This is a genomic window from Micromonospora xinjiangensis (genome assembly GCF_056150165.1).
In genome coordinates this window covers 64694-80119 of sequence record NZ_JAXCFO010000008.1, presented here as the reverse complement: position 1 = coordinate 80119, position 15426 = coordinate 64694, and the positions used below count along the sequence as shown (strand labels likewise).

16 protein-coding genes are annotated in these 15426 nt (G+C 72.0%); 7 read left to right on the top strand and 9 right to left on the bottom strand.

All coding sequences use genetic code 11. From position 1 onward, the window contains the following. Positions 1 to 9 precede the first annotated feature (9 nt). On the top strand, positions 10 to 1464 hold the full coding sequence (locus SM573_RS25555) for an alkaline phosphatase PhoX (protein WP_474617247.1): 1455 nt from the start codon (positions 10 to 12) through the stop codon (positions 1462 to 1464). A 102-nt stretch (positions 1465 to 1566) separates the two neighbouring features. On the opposite strand, the gene SM573_RS25550 is transcribed toward SM573_RS25555, so the two are convergent. Then, positions 1567 to 2310, bottom strand: a complete 744-nt coding sequence (locus SM573_RS25550) for a helix-turn-helix domain-containing protein (protein WP_474617246.1) — start codon at positions 2308 to 2310, stop codon at positions 1567 to 1569. 235 nt (positions 2311 to 2545) lie between these two features. Here SM573_RS25550 and SM573_RS25545 point away from each other — a divergent pair, with 235 nt between their 5' ends. Together SM573_RS25545 and SM573_RS25540 are read left to right on the top strand one after the other, a co-directional pair. Then, positions 2546 to 3211 carry a DUF4097 family beta strand repeat-containing protein gene (locus tag SM573_RS25545; protein WP_474610878.1) on the top strand — a complete coding sequence of 222 codons (666 nt, stop codon included), beginning with the start codon at positions 2546 to 2548 and terminating at the stop codon, positions 3209 to 3211. Between the two features lie 149 nt (positions 3212 to 3360). Then, positions 3361 to 4176 (top strand): alpha/beta fold hydrolase, encoded by an 816-nt coding sequence (locus SM573_RS25540; protein ID WP_474610879.1) that lies wholly within the window; start codon positions 3361 to 3363, stop codon positions 4174 to 4176. Positions 4177 to 4323: 147 nt separating this feature from the next. Here the strand turns inward: SM573_RS25540 and SM573_RS25535 are convergent, their stop codons facing one another. From SM573_RS25535 to SM573_RS25520, 4 genes are all read right to left on the bottom strand, one after another. Continuing rightward, positions 4324 to 5625, bottom strand: a complete 1302-nt coding sequence (locus SM573_RS25535) for a glycosyltransferase (RefSeq protein WP_474610880.1) — start codon at positions 5623 to 5625, stop codon at positions 4324 to 4326. Positions 5626 to 5701: 76 nt separating this feature from the next. Then, positions 5702 to 6640 (bottom strand): NADP-dependent oxidoreductase, encoded by a 939-nt coding sequence (locus tag SM573_RS25530; RefSeq protein ID WP_474610881.1) that lies wholly within the window; start codon positions 6638 to 6640, stop codon positions 5702 to 5704. Positions 6641 to 6674: 34 nt separating this feature from the next. After that, the gene (locus SM573_RS25525) at positions 6675 to 7313 is read right to left on the bottom strand and encodes an HD domain-containing protein (RefSeq protein WP_474610882.1); all 639 of its coding nucleotides are present in this window, start codon (positions 7311 to 7313) and stop codon (positions 6675 to 6677) included. Positions 7314 to 7505: 192 nt separating this feature from the next. Next, entirely contained in the window at positions 7506 to 8084 is a 579-nt protein-coding gene (locus tag SM573_RS25520; RefSeq protein ID WP_474610883.1) for a TetR/AcrR family transcriptional regulator, read from the bottom strand. 86 nt (positions 8085 to 8170) lie between these two features. Between SM573_RS25520 and SM573_RS25515 the strand changes: the two genes are divergently transcribed. Continuing rightward, positions 8171 to 8542 carry a DUF4267 domain-containing protein gene (locus tag SM573_RS25515; RefSeq protein WP_474610884.1) on the top strand — a complete coding sequence of 124 codons (372 nt, stop codon included), beginning with the start codon at positions 8171 to 8173 and terminating at the stop codon, positions 8540 to 8542. 247 nt (positions 8543 to 8789) lie between these two features. On the opposite strand, the gene SM573_RS25510 is transcribed toward SM573_RS25515, so the two are convergent. Beyond that, positions 8790 to 9329, bottom strand: coding sequence for a hypothetical protein (locus SM573_RS25510; RefSeq protein ID WP_474610885.1), 540 nt, complete (start codon positions 9327 to 9329; stop codon positions 8790 to 8792). 449 nt (positions 9330 to 9778) lie between these two features. Between SM573_RS25510 and SM573_RS25505 the strand changes: the two genes are divergently transcribed. Further along, entirely contained in the window at positions 9779 to 10756 is a 978-nt protein-coding gene (locus SM573_RS25505) for a GlxA family transcriptional regulator (protein WP_474617245.1), read from the top strand. 28 nt (positions 10757 to 10784) lie between these two features. On the opposite strand, the gene SM573_RS25500 is transcribed toward SM573_RS25505, so the two are convergent. The 3 genes from SM573_RS25500 to SM573_RS25490 are packed head-to-tail and all read right to left on the bottom strand — an operon-like array spanning position 10785 to position 13337. Continuing rightward, entirely contained in the window at positions 10785 to 11495 is a 711-nt protein-coding gene (locus SM573_RS25500) for a hypothetical protein (protein ID WP_474610887.1), read from the bottom strand. Then, complete coding sequence (locus tag SM573_RS25495) at positions 11492 to 12403, bottom strand: ATP-binding cassette domain-containing protein (protein ID WP_474610888.1); 912 nt, start codon at positions 12401 to 12403, stop codon at positions 11492 to 11494. The genes SM573_RS25500 and SM573_RS25495 overlap by 4 nt, the downstream gene beginning before the upstream one ends. Positions 12404 to 12422: 19 nt before the next feature. Further along, complete coding sequence (locus SM573_RS25490; RefSeq protein WP_474617244.1) at positions 12423 to 13337, bottom strand: hypothetical protein; 915 nt, start codon at positions 13335 to 13337, stop codon at positions 12423 to 12425. Between the two features lie 142 nt (positions 13338 to 13479). On the opposite strand from SM573_RS25490, the gene SM573_RS25485 reads away from it, so the two are divergent. Both SM573_RS25485 and SM573_RS25480 read left to right on the top strand, forming a co-directional pair. Continuing rightward, complete coding sequence (locus SM573_RS25485) at positions 13480 to 14664, top strand: sensor histidine kinase (RefSeq protein WP_474610890.1); 1185 nt, start codon at positions 13480 to 13482, stop codon at positions 14662 to 14664. Next, positions 14648 to 15307, top strand: a complete 660-nt coding sequence (locus SM573_RS25480; protein WP_474610891.1) for a response regulator — start codon at positions 14648 to 14650, stop codon at positions 15305 to 15307. Before SM573_RS25485 ends, SM573_RS25480 begins: the two co-directional genes overlap by 17 nt. Positions 15308 to 15426: the final 119 nt, after the last annotated feature.

Genomic DNA, 15426 nt, shown 5'->3' with positions numbered 1-15426 from the left:
CTGATCCCCGTGCCTTCCTCTCGCCGCACCTTCCTCGCCGGCGGTGCCGCCGCCGGTGTGGGCCTCGCCGTCGCCGGCAGCTTCCCGTCCCTGGCCCAGGCCCACCCGGGTCGGCCGCGCCCGCCGGCCGGCGCCGGCCACGTGCCCTTCCCGCCGCTCGTGGACGACCCCGACGGCATCCTGGCCCTGCCGGAGGGCTTCAGCTACACCATCGTGACCCGGACCGGTGTCACCCGCCTCGACCACGGCCAGGGCCTCACCCCCGCCGACCACGACGGCATGGCCGTCTACGACAGCGGCCACGGCCGCTACACCCTGATCCAGAACCACGAGATCGACCCGGGTGCGGAGTTCGGCGTGCCGCACGTCAAGGGCACGGTCTACGACCCGGGCGCCGTCGACGCCGGTGGCTGCACCGTCATCAAGACCGACCGTGCGGGCCGGAACCTCGGCGAGTTCGTGGCCCTCTCCGGCACGGTCGCCAACTGCGCCGGCGGTCCGACCCCCTGGGGCACCTGGCTCACCTGCGAGGAGACCGAGGACCGGGCCGGCGACACGTGGGAGGAGGGCGGCCGGTCCGGTGTCTTCCGGAAGGACCACGGCTACGTCTTCGAGGTCCGGGCCGACGGCGGCGCGGACCCGCGGCCGATCAAGTGCCTGGGTCGCTACTCCCACGAGGCCCTGGCGGTCGACAAGGACCGGACCAGGATCTACCTCTCCGAGGACGCTGACGGCCCGAACGGCCTCTTCTACCGCTGGACCGCGCCGCGTGGCGTCAAGCTCGGGCCCGGCGTGCTCACCGGCCTCGCCCCGAACGCGGGCGTCCTCGCCGCGATGCAGATCATCATGGACGACGGTTCGGTGCTGCCGGACGTCGCCTACCTGACGTCGGCTCAACTGGGCCGCCCGTTCCCGGTGAAGTGGATCGAGGTGCCCGACCGCGACGCGCGGACCACGCCGGTGCGCGAGCAGTTCGCCGACGGCCAGGTCACCCGTGGCCGCAAGTTCGAGGGCGTGTGGGGCACCGACGAGGGCGTGTACGTGGTCAACTCGTACGCGTGGGACGAGGGTGACCTCCCGGCCGACGCGGCCCCGCACGACGGCATGGTCTGGTTCTATGACTACCGCGCCCAGACCATCCAGCTGGTGACGTACTTCCCGCACCAGACCCAGTCCGAGGAGGGTGCGCCGGTCAAGTACAACGACCTCACCTTCGACGGGCCGGACAACGTGACCGTCACGCCGTGGGGAAGCCTGGTGCTCGCCGAGGACGGCTCGGGCGCCTCCCACGTGCTCAGCGCCATCCCGGGCGGCCCGACGTACGCGATCGCCCGCAACCAGCTCAACGACTCGGAGTTCTGCGGGCCGACCTTCACGGCCGACGGCAGGGTGCTCTTCGTCAACATGCAGGACCCGGGCCTCACCCTGGCCATCACCGGCCCGTGGGAGAAGTACCTGGGCTGACGGAACCGGACCGACCGGTGGGGGTCAGGCACCGCCTGGCCCCCACCGCACCCGTGGCGGGCCACCTCTCGACGACCGGTGGCACCGCCGACGAGCGGACGGCTACCCGTGGTCGGCGGCGTCGCCGGCGGGTGGTGCGGGTCGGGTGTGGAGGACGTCGCGGGCCTGCTCGGCGGCGCGCGTGATGCTCTCGCTGATGAAGTCGAGGAAGCGGGCGATGTTCTCCAGGCGGGTGGCGGCGGGGGTGTCGGCGCCCAGGATGGCGACGCCCCGGCGTGCGGTCTCGACGAGTTGGTCGTTGGCCCGCGCGCTGGCAATGGTCGCCTGGTAGAAGAGTTCGTCGTCGACGACGTAGCGGTCACGGCGGCGTTCGTCGCGTACTCGGCGCACGAGGCTCTGGCTCTCCAGGAAGGCGATCGCCTTGGAGATGGACGCCGGGCTGACCCCGAGACGCTGGGCGAGCTGGGACGCGGTGAGGCTGCCCGCGTCGGTGGTGAACAGGCAGGTCAGCACCCGGGCCGGCATCTTGGACAGGCCCGAGGCCATGAGGACCGTCGTGAAGGTCTCCTCGTACTCGGCCAGCGCCTCGGCGTCGCGTCCGTACGGCTGGGTGACGGCGACCGCGGCCCGGGACGCGGTGGGCCTGCGCCGGTGGGCACGCCGTTCGGTGGCGCGGTGGGCCAGGTCGGCGCGGTACGCGGTGGGGCCACCGTTGCGCATCACCTCACGGGTGACCGTCGAGGTCGGACGGTCGAGGCGTCGGGCGATCTCGGCGTAGGGGAGGCTGTCGGCCAGCCCCAGCGCGATCTGCTGGCGTTCCTGCTGGGTGAGTCTGCCTCCCGGCACCGCGATCTCCCTCAATCGTCTCCATGACGGTCCCGACTCCCGACCATAGCGTTCACTCCCGTGCTATTGCAACGCACGGCACCGTCGCGTTGCGTTGCCCTCAGGCCTGTTGCAATGATTTCGATCCTCTGACCTGCATCTTTGCCGCTCTAATGCAACGAGTTAGTTGCTGCTTTTTGGAAAGCAACGTAGCGTTTCCGGCATCAGAAAAAGCGAGCGAGCACGGGAGAGCACGATGGAGAAGTTCGACACCCCCGCCCCGATCACCGCCGTCCTGGACATCCCCGCAGGCCGCGTCCAGGTCATCGCCGCGGACCGCGCCGACACCACCGTCGAGGTCCGGCCCGCCGATCCCGCGAGGAGCCGCGACAGCAGGGCCGCCGCCCACACCAGCGTGGCGTACGCCGACGGCGTCCTGCGGATCACGACCTCGGCGCCCACCAGTCAGCTCCTCGGCCCCTCCGGATCCCTGGAGGTCACCGTCCAGCTGCCCGCTGGTTCCCGGATCGAGGCCAGGACCGCCAGTGCCGAACTCCGGGGCGTGGGACGCCTCGGCGACGTGACCTTCGACGGCGCGTACCGTCGAATCAAGATCGACGAGGCGGCGAGCGTCCGCCTCACGGCGATCGACGGCGACGTCGAGGTCGGCCGGCTCAACGGCCCCGCGGAGATCAGCACCGCGCGGGGCGACATCCGGATCGCCGAGGCCACTCGCGGCACGGTCGTGCTGCGCACCCACTCCGGCGACATCTCCGTCGCCGCCGCCGGCGGCGTCTCGGCCAGCCTGGACGCCGGCACCGGCCACGGCCGCGTCAGCAACGCGCTCAAGAACGACGGCGCCACCCAACTCGACATCCACGCCACCACCTCCCACGGCAACATCACCGCCCGCAGCCTCTGAGCCAGCGGAACCAGCGACACCCGGCCGGGCCACCGCGATCGAGGCCCGGCCGGTCACCGCCGACCACAGCCGTCGGCGCCCCAGGGCCTGCGATCCGCTGCCGGGCCCGGAGAAGTCGTCAGATCCCTCAACGCGAACAGGTGGAAGACATGACCGCGAACAGCACGTCCTCGGGAAGCGCGAAGTGGACCGGCATGGTGCCCGTGGAGGACACGGCCCTGGCCGTCACCGACAGCGGCGGCCCCGGTGTCCCCGTCGTCTACCTCAACGGCCAGTTCGCCACCCAGGGCTACTGGCGACGGGTCATCGCGGAGCTCGGCACCGGTTACCGGCACATCACCTACGACGAGCGGGCCCGGGGCAGGTCGAAGCGTTCCGCCGACTACTCCTTCGAGGCGGCCGTCCGGGACGTCGACGCCGTTCTCGCCGCCCGCGGGGTCGACCGGGCGCTGGTGGTGGGTTGGTCCTACGGAGCGGTCGTCGCGGCGCACTGGGCCAACCGGAATCCGGAGCGGGCCCTGGGCGCGGTCCTGGTCGACGGCGCCTTCCCGTACGACTGGCTCGACGAGGCCATGGAGCAGCGGATCCGGAAGCTGTTCCGGCGGCTGAACCTGTTCCTGCCGCTGCTGCGCCCGACCGGCCTGGCCCCCCGCATGACCGCCGAGCAGCAGGCGAACAGCAACATCGAGCTCGGCCGGCTCTCCCGGGAACGCGAGCTGGGGCCGGTGCTGGACGCCATCACCGTCCCCGTGCGGTACGTGGTCGCCTCGGGCACGTCCCTCGGGAGCCGCGGCGACGAGCAGGAACGGATCCGCACCAGTCTCGACGGGGTGACCGCCCGCAACCCCCACATCCGGGTCGGCGCGAAGGTCCCCAGCAACCACGGCGCACTCCTCAAGAAGGACTTCCGGGCCATCGCCGAGTCCGTACGCGAGGTCGCCACCCTGGACCGCGGGGACCGCTGACGACGCGGCCCGTCCGCCCGTCAACCGTCGTCCAGCGCGACCGCGTCCGTGCCGCACAGGGCCACAGCCCGCGCACAGCCGCGCCGGCTCGGCCTCGGTCTGACGGTGGCTCTCGGCAGCCACCGTCACACCGCGCTCCCCGCCCGTTCAGCGGCGGACGGCTCCCTCGACGATCTCGGCTATCGCGTCGAACGGGTCGTACTGCCCGATCTCCTTCGCCATGGTCGCGGCCCGGAAGCGGAAGCCCGGGTCGTCCAGCACCGTCCGCACCGCGGCGCGCAGGTCCGAGACCTCGGGCGTCGCGGTGCGCAGGTTGACGCCGGTGCCGCTCCACTCGACCCGGGCGGCCACCTCCGGCTTGTCCTCGCTGGCACCGGCGACCACCAGCGGGACCCCGTGGTAGAGGGCGGTCTGCACCCCGCCGTACCCGCCGTTGGTGACGAGCACGTCGGCGTGCGGCAGCAGCCGGTCGAACGGCACGAAGCCGGCCAGCCGCACGTTGTCCGGCACCTCGGCCAGGGCACGGCGCACCACGTCGGGCCCGTCCTCGCGTACGGTGGCGGCCACCACCAGGACGTCGAGGTTGGCGAGGGCGCGCACCGTGGGCACGACCAGGTCGGTCAGGTCGGCGTTGGCGACGGTGCCCTGGGTGACGACCACCACCGGCCGGTCTTCCGACAGCTCGGGCCACCAGGCCGGCTCCGCGTAGTCGCCGGTGGAGGCCGGCGGCAGCGTACCGACGAACCGGACGTGCGCCGGCAGGTCGCTGCGGGGGTACTCGAAGCTGGGCACCGTGAGCTGCAGGTAGTGGTCGGTGCGGTGGAACGGCGCGTCGAAGAGGTAGCCGGGCATCGTCAGGCCCAGCGACTCGAGCGTCGCCTCGCCGAATCGCTGCAGGTCGGCGAAGAGCCGGCGCACCTCGGCGTTCATCGCGCGATTGCGGGCGCGCGCCTCCCCGCCCGGCATCGGCAGGAGCCCGGCACCGAACGCGGGAGTGTCCTCGCTCTGGATCAGCAACGGGACGGAGCCGAGCGTCACGAGCGTCGGGCGTTCCTTCGGCGCGGCGGAGAGGCTGAGCGCCGGTATCGACCAGAACCCGAGCTCGCCGAGGACCACATCCGCGGGGAACTCCGCCAGGAGCGCCCGTAGACCCCGCAGCTGCGCGGGCAGGTGGCCGAGGAAGAAGTGGGTGAAGTCGAACGACAGCCGGGCCGGGCCGGGCGGCAGCGCGGCCCGTTCCGGGAAGAGCGTGTCCAGCTTCCGGTCGTCGAGGTCGGCCTCCGGCGGCAGCGCCCGGAACCGTGCCCCGATCGCCAGTACGCGCTCCGCGAACCGGGATCCGGTGTAGACGACCACCTCGTGCCCCCGCCCGACCAGGTCCGCCGCGACCGTGAGGACCGGGCCGACGTGCCCGTGGAAGGGGGTGGCCCCCACGATCACCCGGGCCATTCGAGTCTCCTCGCGTCGAGGTTGTCGCCAGACCCGGCGGTTATCCGCAAACGCCGCCCGGCACGTCCCGCACCGGTCACGGGTGCCGCGCTTCCTGCTCGTCCGCGACCAGGATGATGGTCTTACCGGGCGTGCGGCGGTCGCGGGCGAAGGCGGCGACCGCCTCGGAGAGCGGTCGCACCGCGCCGACGACGGGCCTGAGCCGTCCGGCCCGGACGCGCTCGGCGAGGTCGGCCAGCCGGGCACGGTCGGGTTCGACGACGAAGAAGACGGCCCGCCCGTCCTTCGGCCGCACGGCGGGCGGCGCGGCGATGGTGACGACGGTGCCGCCCGGGCGTACCAGTTCGGTCGACCGGGTGAGGACGTCGCCGCCGATGACGTCGAACACCACGTCCACCGGGCCGACGTCGTGCAGGTCGTCGGCGGCCAGGTCGAGGAAGTCGTGCGCGCCGAGGCCGAGCGCGGTGTCCCGGTCGTCGGCCCGGCCGGTGCCGATCACGTGGGCGCCCACCTCGCGCGCGAGTTGGACGGCGAGGGAGCCGACGCCACCCGCGGCGCCGTGCACGAGGACGGTCTGGCCCGTCGTGAGGTGGGCGTGGTCGAACAGTCCCTGCCACGCGGTCAGTCCGGAGATCGGCAGGGCGGCGGCCACGGTGTGGTCGATGTCGGCCGCGAGGGGGGCGAGGTTGCGGGCCTCCACCGCGGTGTACTCGGCCAGGGACCCGTCACGGGCCCAGTCGGTCAGGCCGAACACCCGCTGCCCCACGGTGAGGCCGGTGGTCCCGTAGCCGAGCGCGACGACGGTGCCGGACAGCTCGTGTCCCGGGACGCTGGGGGTCCGGTCGCGGCCGGCGCGATCGGTCCAGGTGGCCGGCCAGTCGAGTTCGCCGGGCGTGAAGCCCGCGGCGTGGACGCGCACGATGACGTCGTTCTCGGCGGCGTGGGGGTAGGGCACGTCGGTCAGGGTGAGGCCCCCGACACCCGCGTGCCGGTCCCGCACGGTGATCGCTCGCATGGGTATGACCTTTCGAGGAACGGGTGGACTCCGGTCAGCTGGGCCAGGGCGCGTTGAGGATGCCCTCGACTGTCGTCGTACGCCGGAAGCCGGGCATGAAGTGCTCGAGGATGTCGGCGTTCACGGTGCCGTTCGTGGTCTCGGGGCGATTCTTGAACCCCTCGAACTGCTCCCGCAGAAACCCGTTCTTGAAGTCACCACGCGGGTGGACGGCCAGGATCTCGGCCAGCTGGTCCTGCTCCAGGCCGTCCAGGCCCAAGCCCAGCACGTCGGTCAGCACGCCGAGCTGGGTGATCGCGATCTCCGGGCCCATCCGGTCGGGGATGCCCGGTGTGGTGTGCAGCGCGACGGCCGTCCAGACGGTCTCGGCGGCGGCCGCCGGGAAACCCCGGTCCAGCAGGAACGTGCGCGCGTGGTCGGCGCCGTCGACTTCGAAGCGTTGCTCGACGTCGGAGAAGGGTTTCAGGAGGCCGGCGTCGTGGAACAGGGCCGCCACGTAGAGCAGCTCCGGGTCGGGCGTCGCACCGAGCTTGTGGGCGTGGATCAGGCCGAAGAGGAAGACCCGCCGGGAGTGGTGGTAGATGAGCGGGCTGGTCATGTCCCGGACGAGCCGGGTCGCCTCGGCGACCGCCGCCGTCTGGGGAATCTCCAGTCCCGCGATGACCTCTGTCATGACCTCTGGCTTTCGGGGAGTGTGTGGGCCGTGGACCGGTTGTCCGGCCCCATGCTGCCCAACGACCAGCCCGGGGTGCCGCCTTCGTCCGGCCGGGAAGCACTCGTATCCGGACACGCGAGGGAGCGGCAGCACCTCGTGCCGGTCCCGCGGCCACCCGTTCCGGGCGGGCGTCCGCACTCCGCCGGTCGCTCACCCCAGCCGGCTGAACCGGTCGACCAGGATGGCCAACCGCCGCTCGTGCTCCTCCCGCCGCAGCCGGCCGCTGCGCATCAGCGTGACCAGGCCGTGCAGGCCACTCCAGAAGGTTTCGGTGAACGTCTCCAGGTCGTCGTCACCGGCGAACGGACGCAGGGTCTCGGCCAGCTCGGCGAAGGCCCGGGCCAGGTCGACCGGGACGTCCCGGCTGCCGAAGGGCAGGTCGACGGCCAGGTTGAACATCGCGTCGTAGAGCGCCGGCCGCCGCTCGGCGAAGGCGGCGTACGCCGCGGCGATGCCGGCGACCGCCTGCCGCGGGTCGGTCGCGGCGGCCCGGGCGGCGGCGAGGTCGTCGGCCATCTCCCCGCAGCCCTCCACGGCGACCGCCGCCATGATGGCGTCCTTGCCCTTGAAGTGGCTGTAGAGGACGGGCTGGCTGTACTCGATCTCGGCGGCGAGCCGGCGGGTGGTCACCGCTTCCCAGCCCTCCGACTCGGCCAGCTCCCGGGCCGCGGCGATGATCGCCCGCTCCCGTTCCGCCCGCTCCCGCTCCCGCCGCGCCTGAATCGACATGACCGAACTCTAGCACCGCTAGCCAATCTGCCAGCGCTCTGCTAGCGTCGCTCTCACATCTAGCAGCGCTAGCATCGGAGTCGACCATGCTCACCCCCATCGCCTACGGGCTCGCCGTCGTCCTCAGCCTTTTCTGTGTCCTCATCGGCGCCCGGTTCCTCCTGGCGCCTCGGGCCTCAGCCGCCGGCTACGGTGTGCCGGCCGCGCCGGACGGGGACCCGGCGTACCTCACGATCAAGGGCCTGCGTGACCTCAGCTACGGACTGCTCGGGCTCGCCCTGATCGCCTTCACCACCGCCGACGCCGTCGCCTGGTACATGCTGATCGTCGCGCTCAACCCGCTGGGCGACACCGTCGTCGTGCTGCGGCACGGTGGCACGAAGGCAGTCGCCTTCGGCATCCACCTCGCGACCGCCGTGGTCATCCTGCTCGACGCGGCACTGCTCTTCGCCCTCTGACCCACCCCCACGACCGGTGTCAGCAGATTTCCCTGATCACGCCCCGACGCCAACCGGTCGTCGTTCCGGGCAGGCGAACGGTTCGAGCACTTCCGCCGCCTGGAGCCGATGGCCTAGGCAGGGCGCCGCGAGCGACCGCGACGAGGCGGCGGTGCCGAGGTGCCGCAGCGGCACAACCCCGATGCGGGCCTTCACTCGGTGAAGGCCCGCTGCCGCGTCACGCTCGGGCTCGGGGAATGCTTCCGGCCTACAGCAGATTCGTGATCACCCAGTTGGACGGCCCGCCGTTCTGAGTCATGCCCTCCGGCGTGAAACAGGCCGTCTGGTCTCCGGTGGTCTCGGTGATGACCTGTCTCACCTGCGCACCGGCGTACAGGCCTGCGGTGATGGGCCCGTCGGCGATGGCGAGCAGTTGACCGTTGACGGTGTTGGAGAACCGGAGCGTCCAGTTCCAGTTGCTGGTCTCGCCGGTGTTCCACTGGAACGTCTGGGTTCCGGTTCCACCGGCGAGCAGGGCGGTGCAGGAGGTGGTGAAGGTCCCCGAGAACGGTGCGACGAACGACAGTGGGGTGAGTGGTCGAGCGAGGTCGACGCACGCCACGGCGGTGTCCTGTCCGCTGATCGTCACCGTCTGAGGCGTGTTGGTGAGCCCCGGACTGTAGTTGATGACATTCGTGCCGGTACAGGTGACCGAGATGAGGGTGGAGGCCGACGCGGGCTGGGCGACCGTGAGCGAGCCCAGCAGAAGCGCGGCAACGGTAGTGATCCGGAGGGCCATCTTTCTCATCGCGAACTCCTCTTGCGATGGTCGGGCGGGGTCGCCAGCTGACGGCACGGCGCGCGCGGCCTTTCGTCATCGTTGGTGACGGCAGAACCCGAGTGGTGTCGTGGAACGTCGGGGCGCGCACACCTGTGTGGATATCGCGCGCACCGCTCCCGTTATCGGCTGAACTGGATCGGATGGCCACCGACACATAGCGTAATCAGCCCTGGTCCGGCCGCACATCACCCGTTGGGACGACTCCGCGAGACCGCTGCCATCCCCTCCGTGCTGCTCCGATGCTGCCCCGCTCCGCCACCGCGGGTCTCCCACCGGACAGGATCCCCGCTCGTCCCCCGTGACCGTGTGTTAGCAATGATCGTGTCCATGCCTCCTGCGTCACCGACCGGACGGCGATCGGTGCCGCCCGGGTCCCACCCGTCACCGCGCCGAGCCGGCTCCGGAGGGACCAGGTGGTGAGCGCCGCCCCCCACCGCGTGGGGATCCTCGTCTACGACGGTGTGACGTTGCTGGACGTCGCCGGTCCGGCCGAGGTGTTCAAGGAGGCGAACCGGTTCGGTGCCGGCTACCGGCTCGTGTTGCTCTCCCCGACCGGTGCGGACGTCACGTCGAACCTCGGGATCCGGATCACGGTCGCCGAGCCCGTCTCCCCCGAGCCGGCCTTCGACACGTTGCTGGTGGCCGGCTCCGACCGCTATCCCCGCGCACCTGTCCCCGGCGACCTCGCGGACGCCGCACGGATACCGGCGGCCGCGGCCGGCCGGGTCGCGTCGGTCTGTACCGGCGCGTTCGTCCTCGCCGCCGCCGGCCTCCTCGACGGCAAGCGCGCGACCACACACTGGCAGGTCACGCACGAGCTCGCGACCCGATGCCCGACGTGCCGCGTCGAGCCCGACGCGATCTACGTCCGCGACGGCACCACGTACACCTCGGCCGGGGTGACCGCCGGCATCGACCTGGCGCTCGCTCTCGTCGAGGAGGACCACGGGCCCGCCCTGGCGCGCGACGTCGCCCGCGCCCTGGTCGTGTACATGCAGCGTGCGGGGGGCCAGTCCCAGTTCTCGGCGCCGCTGCAGGGACCGCCGCCCCGCTCGCCGGCGCTGCGCAGGATCACCGACCTGGTGACCGCGAATCCCCGTGGCAGGCACTCGCTCGGTGATCTCGCGAAACACCTCAACGTGAGCACCCGGCACCTCACGCGGCTCTTCCACGACGAGCTGTCCACGACACCGGCCCGCTACGTGGAGAGCATCCGGTTCGACCTGGCCAGGGCACTGCTCGACCAGGGGCACACCGCGACGCAGGCCGCGACGCTCGCCGGGTTTCCCAGTTACGAGAGCATGCGACGGGTCTTCGCCAGGAAGCTGTCGATCAGCCCCGCCGCCTACCAGCGCCGGTTCAGCACGACGCGCCGCGCGGACACCGACTCCTGAGACGACCCCGTGCGCCGACGCCCGACGCTCAGGTGAGGTCGCGGCGGCACCCGACGACCATGGCGGCGCCGGCCACACCCGCGGCGTACAGGCACAGGAGGCCGAACGCCACCGGCGGCGCCACCGTGCCGCCCAGGTGCGCGATCGTCGTCACGAGGCCGATCGGCAGGTAGTCGCCGATGCCGAGCGCCGTCCCGAGCAGCATCTCGACGAGCTGCCACCCGATGACCACGCCGACGGCGACGGCCGGATGAGGCAGCAGCACACCGATGGCCGCGCCGAGCGCGCTGAGGACGGCGATCGCGGCCGTCACGGCCAGGACGCGCAGGACGACGTCGCCCGCCCCGTCCAGCGCGACGTGCCGCCCCATCGCGATCGGCGTGACCACCGCCGTCGCCAGCACGGCGGAGAGCAGCCCGAGGACGGCGCCGACGCCGGCGAACGCCGACACCTTCGCGGCGAGCACGGGGACGCGCCGCGGCACCGCCAGGTAGTCGAGGCCCACCGTCCGGCGGGCGAACTCGCCGCTGACGAGAGCCGCGGCGAAGGCGGCCACCACCACGCTCACCACGGCGAGGGCGACGTCCATGAAGTCGACGACAGTCGTGTTGTGCTCCACCGGGTCCAGCGCGGCATCCAACAGGCTGACGACGGCCACGACCGGAAGGACCAGGAGCACCGTCCAGGTCGACCGGAGGGTACGGAGCTTCATCAGCTCGGCGCGGGTCAGTGCGCTCATCGAATCGATTCCTTTCCGGCGGTGAGGCGGAAGTAGGCCTCTTCCAGCGAGGGCTCCTCGACGAGGAGGCGGTCCACCCCGATGCCGTGGTCGAAGGCGATCCGGCCGACGGCGCGGGCGTCGTCCCCGGCGACGGTGACCGTGTCCCCGGCTCGTCCGAGGACCCGGTGGCCGTGTGCGTCCAGGAGGGCGGCGAGGCGGTCGGGCTCGGGGACGCCGATCCGCACCGTCGAGCCGCCGGCGAGCTTTCTCAGCTCGGCCAACGGCTGCTGGGCGATGAGCTGCCCGTGCCCGACGACGACAGCCTTGTCGACCGTGAGCGCAAGCTCGGCCAGCCCGTGGCTGGACACCAGCACGGACCGTCCCTCGGTGGCGAGGCCGCGCAGGAACCCCCGCAGCCAGCGGATGCCCTCGGGGTCCAGGCCGTTGGCGGGCTCGTCGAGCATCAGGATGGCGGGATCGCCGAGCAGCGCCGCGGCCAGCGCGAGCCGCTGGCGCATGCCGAGCGAGTAGCCGCGCACCCGGCGGTCGGCCGCGTGACCGAGACCGACATCGTCGATGACCTCCTCGACGCGCCGCCGGGAGATGCCGCCCTGGCGGGCCAGGATCCGCAGGTGGTTACGGCCGCTGCGGCCCGGGTGCACGGCTCCGGCCTCCAGGACGGCGCCGACGGTGCCCAACGGGTCCGCCAACTCCCGGTAGGGCCGACCGGCGACGTGCGCGCGGCCACTGTCCGGCCGGATGTGCCCGACGAGCGAGCGCATGGTGGTGGTCTTGCCGGCGCCGTTGGGTCCGATGAAGCCGACCACGCTGCCGTACTCGGCGGTGAAGCTCAGCCCGTCGACGGCCTTGAGCCTGCCGAATCTCTTCGTCAGCGCCTCGACCTCGATCGCGTGCGCACTGGTCATGGGTTCTCCTTCGGGGGGCTCAGACGTCGAGGGTGGTGCGGGGGCCGTGGGCGCCGGACGGTATGGCCGGATGGCGTCGGTACGGCTCGGGCTCACCGGGCCGGCGGGGCCCGCCCGTGGGGCGCCCCCAGCGGGTACGGCCGCCGGGCTTGAAGACGGAGAGGATCACCGCGGTCCACAGCAGGGCGGTGAACAACCCCATGGCGCCGGTCAGCAGCAACCCGGTGGTGCCGGTCTCGATCACGCCGTCCGCGCTGCGGGCCTCCAGCTCCTCGATCCAGGGCCCCTCGAAGGACGCGAGGAACGGCAACGCGAGCGCGATGATCAGCTTGGCCAGCACCCACCTGTGCTTGAGCAGACCCCACGGCGTGCCGAGGGAGACCACGACACCGGTGACGATCGTCAGGAAGGCGCTCGGAATGGCCAGGAGCACGTCGAACCGGTGCAGCAGCAGGTACGCCCCGTGCTGCGCCTCGTGGCTGTCGGCCGACGCGCCGATGATCGCCAGGACCAGCATGCCCGTGGCGACGCCCAGCCAGCCGACCCCGATGCCGACGTGCAGCGTCAGCCACACCTTGCGAGGCGTACGCCCCAACCGGGGAAAGCGCGGCTTCAACGCCACCACGATCGCGGACGAGAGCGCCATACCTCCCCACGGGAGTTCGTGGGCGAGCAGGAACAGGAACTGCGCCGGCACGAAGATCAGGTGGAAGACGATCAGGACCTTCCGGGCGAGGGCGGCGGCCGCAGGGTGTCCCAGCGCGAACCAGCTGCCGACCGACAGCGCGGCCGCGAGCGCGTACCCGTAGGTCCCCGCGGCGGTGAAGAGCGGGTGCGGCGGGTCGGTGCGCAACGCGATGGCGCATCCCGCGGCGAGGGCGAAGACACCGAAGACGAGCTGAAGTCCTCGCGGGTCGAGAAGTTTTCTACCCATACGCCGAGCGTCGTCACCGGCGGCCGCCGGGACATCGGCGGATCCGGGAGAGCCGGTCATCAGGTCGGTGATCATCCGCGCGCGCGGCGTACAACTTTATGCCGACGCCGCGTCCGTCCCGCGGCCCTACGCTGGGCACACGATGAGGTCGCGTCGTCTGCACCAGGTGGTGCGTCGGTTCCGCCGCCGTCCGGTGATCGACGCGGTGGCGGCGTGCGCCGTGGCGCTGTGCACGGCGACCGGTCAGTTCGGGGCGGACTTCTTCGGGCCCACACTCGCCGGATTCGACCCCGGCCTCCCCCCGGGCTGGCTCGGCGTGCCCCTCGGTCTCGCGGTCGGCGTGCTGGCCTGGCGGCGGCGCCGGGCACCGGTGGTCCTGCTGGCCGGCGCGCTGGCGGCGAACGCCCTGGTGCCGGCCCAGGTGACCGTCATGCTCGCGCTCTACACCCTGGCCGGCCGTACGGCGACGTGGCCGAAGGTCGCGGCCAGCATTCTGGTCTCGGTGGCCCTGGTCGGCGTACCGATCTGGTGGTACGCCGGTGCCGACGGGGCGATCCCGGTCACCGTCGCGGTGTGCGTTGCGCCGGCGCTTCTCGGCCTGTACGTCGGCACCCGGCGCAAGCTGGTCGAACGGATCCGGGAACGGGCCGAGCGGCTCGAGCGCGAACAACACGAGCGGGTGGCTCAGGCGCGCAGCGACGAACGGGCGCAGATCGCTCGTGACATGCACGACGTCGTCACCCACCGGGTGTCGCTGATGGTGCTGCACGCCACCGCCCTGGAGGCCTCCGGTGGTGTGGACGCCGTGAGCATGGGGAGGCAGATCGGCGCGATCGGGCGGGAGGCCCTCGCCGAACTGCGCTCCCTGGTGGAGGTCCTCCGCGGCGACGACGACACGCCACTCGCTCCGCAGGCCGGCCTCGCCGACGTGGCGGCGCTGGCCGAGGAGTCCCGGGAACTCGGCCTACCGGTCACCCTGGAGATCGAGGACACGTCCGGGACGCGTCCGCCGCTCCTCGTCGAACACACGGTGTACCGCGTCGTGCAGGAGGCCCTCACCAACGTGCACAAACACGCCCCGGGCGCGCGGACCCGGATCCGCATCCACCTGACCAGGCAGTCGCTCCGCGTTACGATCACCAACAGCCGCGGACGGCCGACCACCGGTGCGGCCCTGCCGGTCGGCGGCCACGGGCTGCTCGGCCTCGGCGAGCGCGTCCGGCTGATCGGCGGGAAGCTGACCTCGGGTTTCACCACCGACGGGGCGTTCGAGCTGGTTGCGCAGATGCCGATCTCACCCGAGAAGCACGATGACCTCACCGACTAGGACGCTGATCGTCGACGACGAATGGATGGTGCGCGCGATGCTGCGTACCATCCTGGAGGCCGCCCCCGACATCACGGTGGTGGGCGAAGCCTCCGACGGCGCCGAGGCCGTCGAGCTGGCGCGGACACTCCGCCCGGACGTGGTCCTCATGGACATCCGCATGCCGCGGACCGACGGGCTCACCGCGACCGAGCGGATGGCGCGGCTCGTCCGACCGCCGTACGTCGTCGTGCTCACCACGTTCGACCTCGACGAATACGTGCACGCCGCGCTCCGCAACGGCGCCGTCGGTTTCCTGCTGAAGGACGCGTCGGCCCACGACATGCTCACCGCGGTCCGCAGCGCGGCGCGCGGTGACGCGATGATCTCGCCACGGGTCACCCGCAGGTTGCTCCGGAAGTTCGCCGAGCCGACACCCGATCGGCGGGGCGAGGCCGAACAGCGGCTCGCGGTGCTCACCGACAAGGAGCGAGAGGTCCTGGTCACCATCGGACGGGGCCTGTCCAACAGCGAGATCGCGGCCACGCTCTACATGAGCGAGGCCACGGCGAAGACCCATGTCAGCCGGATCCTGGCGAAGCTGGACCTCGCCAACCGGGTCCAGGCCGCGATCCTCGCCCACCACGCGGGACTGCTCGACTGAGTGCCGGCGGTCACGGCCACCGTGCCCGACGGCGGACCAGGCTGGCCGGCGAGACGCGGTGCCGCGCCTGGCCGCCGCGGCGCGCTCACGCCACCGTCCTCGCATGATCGGTAGGATCG

What these genes read in the sequence shown, in the direction of transcription:
- SM573_RS25525 (WP_474610882.1), bottom strand. Translation starts at nt 7,313, where the DNA reads ATGACAGAGGTCATCGCGGGACTGGAGATTCCCCAGACGGCGGCGGTC.
- SM573_RS25510 (WP_474610885.1), bottom strand. Translation starts at nt 9,329, where the DNA reads ATGAGAAAGATGGCCCTCCGGATCACTACCGTTGCCGCGCTTCTGCTG.
- SM573_RS25495 (WP_474610888.1), bottom strand. Translation starts at nt 12,403, where the DNA reads ATGACCAGTGCGCACGCGATCGAGGTCGAGGCGCTGACGAAGAGATTC.
- SM573_RS25490 (WP_474617244.1), bottom strand. Translation starts at nt 13,337, where the DNA reads ATGGGTAGAAAACTTCTCGACCCGCGAGGACTTCAGCTCGTCTTCGGT.
- SM573_RS25480 (WP_474610891.1), top strand. Translation starts at nt 14,648, where the DNA reads ATGACCTCACCGACTAGGACGCTGATCGTCGACGACGAATGGATGGTG.
- SM573_RS25485 (WP_474610890.1), top strand. Translation starts at nt 13,480, where the DNA reads ATGAGGTCGCGTCGTCTGCACCAGGTGGTGCGTCGGTTCCGCCGCCGT.
- SM573_RS25515 (WP_474610884.1), top strand. Translation starts at nt 8,171, where the DNA reads ATGCTCACCCCCATCGCCTACGGGCTCGCCGTCGTCCTCAGCCTTTTC.
- SM573_RS25545 (WP_474610878.1), top strand. Translation starts at nt 2,546, where the DNA reads ATGGAGAAGTTCGACACCCCCGCCCCGATCACCGCCGTCCTGGACATC.
- SM573_RS25540 (WP_474610879.1), top strand. Translation starts at nt 3,361, where the DNA reads ATGACCGCGAACAGCACGTCCTCGGGAAGCGCGAAGTGGACCGGCATG.
- SM573_RS25530 (WP_474610881.1), bottom strand. Translation starts at nt 6,640, where the DNA reads ATGCGAGCGATCACCGTGCGGGACCGGCACGCGGGTGTCGGGGGCCTC.
- SM573_RS25500 (WP_474610887.1), bottom strand. Translation starts at nt 11,495, where the DNA reads ATGAGCGCACTGACCCGCGCCGAGCTGATGAAGCTCCGTACCCTCCGG.
- SM573_RS25520 (WP_474610883.1), bottom strand. Translation starts at nt 8,084, where the DNA reads ATGTCGATTCAGGCGCGGCGGGAGCGGGAGCGGGCGGAACGGGAGCGG.
- SM573_RS25535 (WP_474610880.1), bottom strand. Translation starts at nt 5,625, where the DNA reads ATGGCCCGGGTGATCGTGGGGGCCACCCCCTTCCACGGGCACGTCGGC.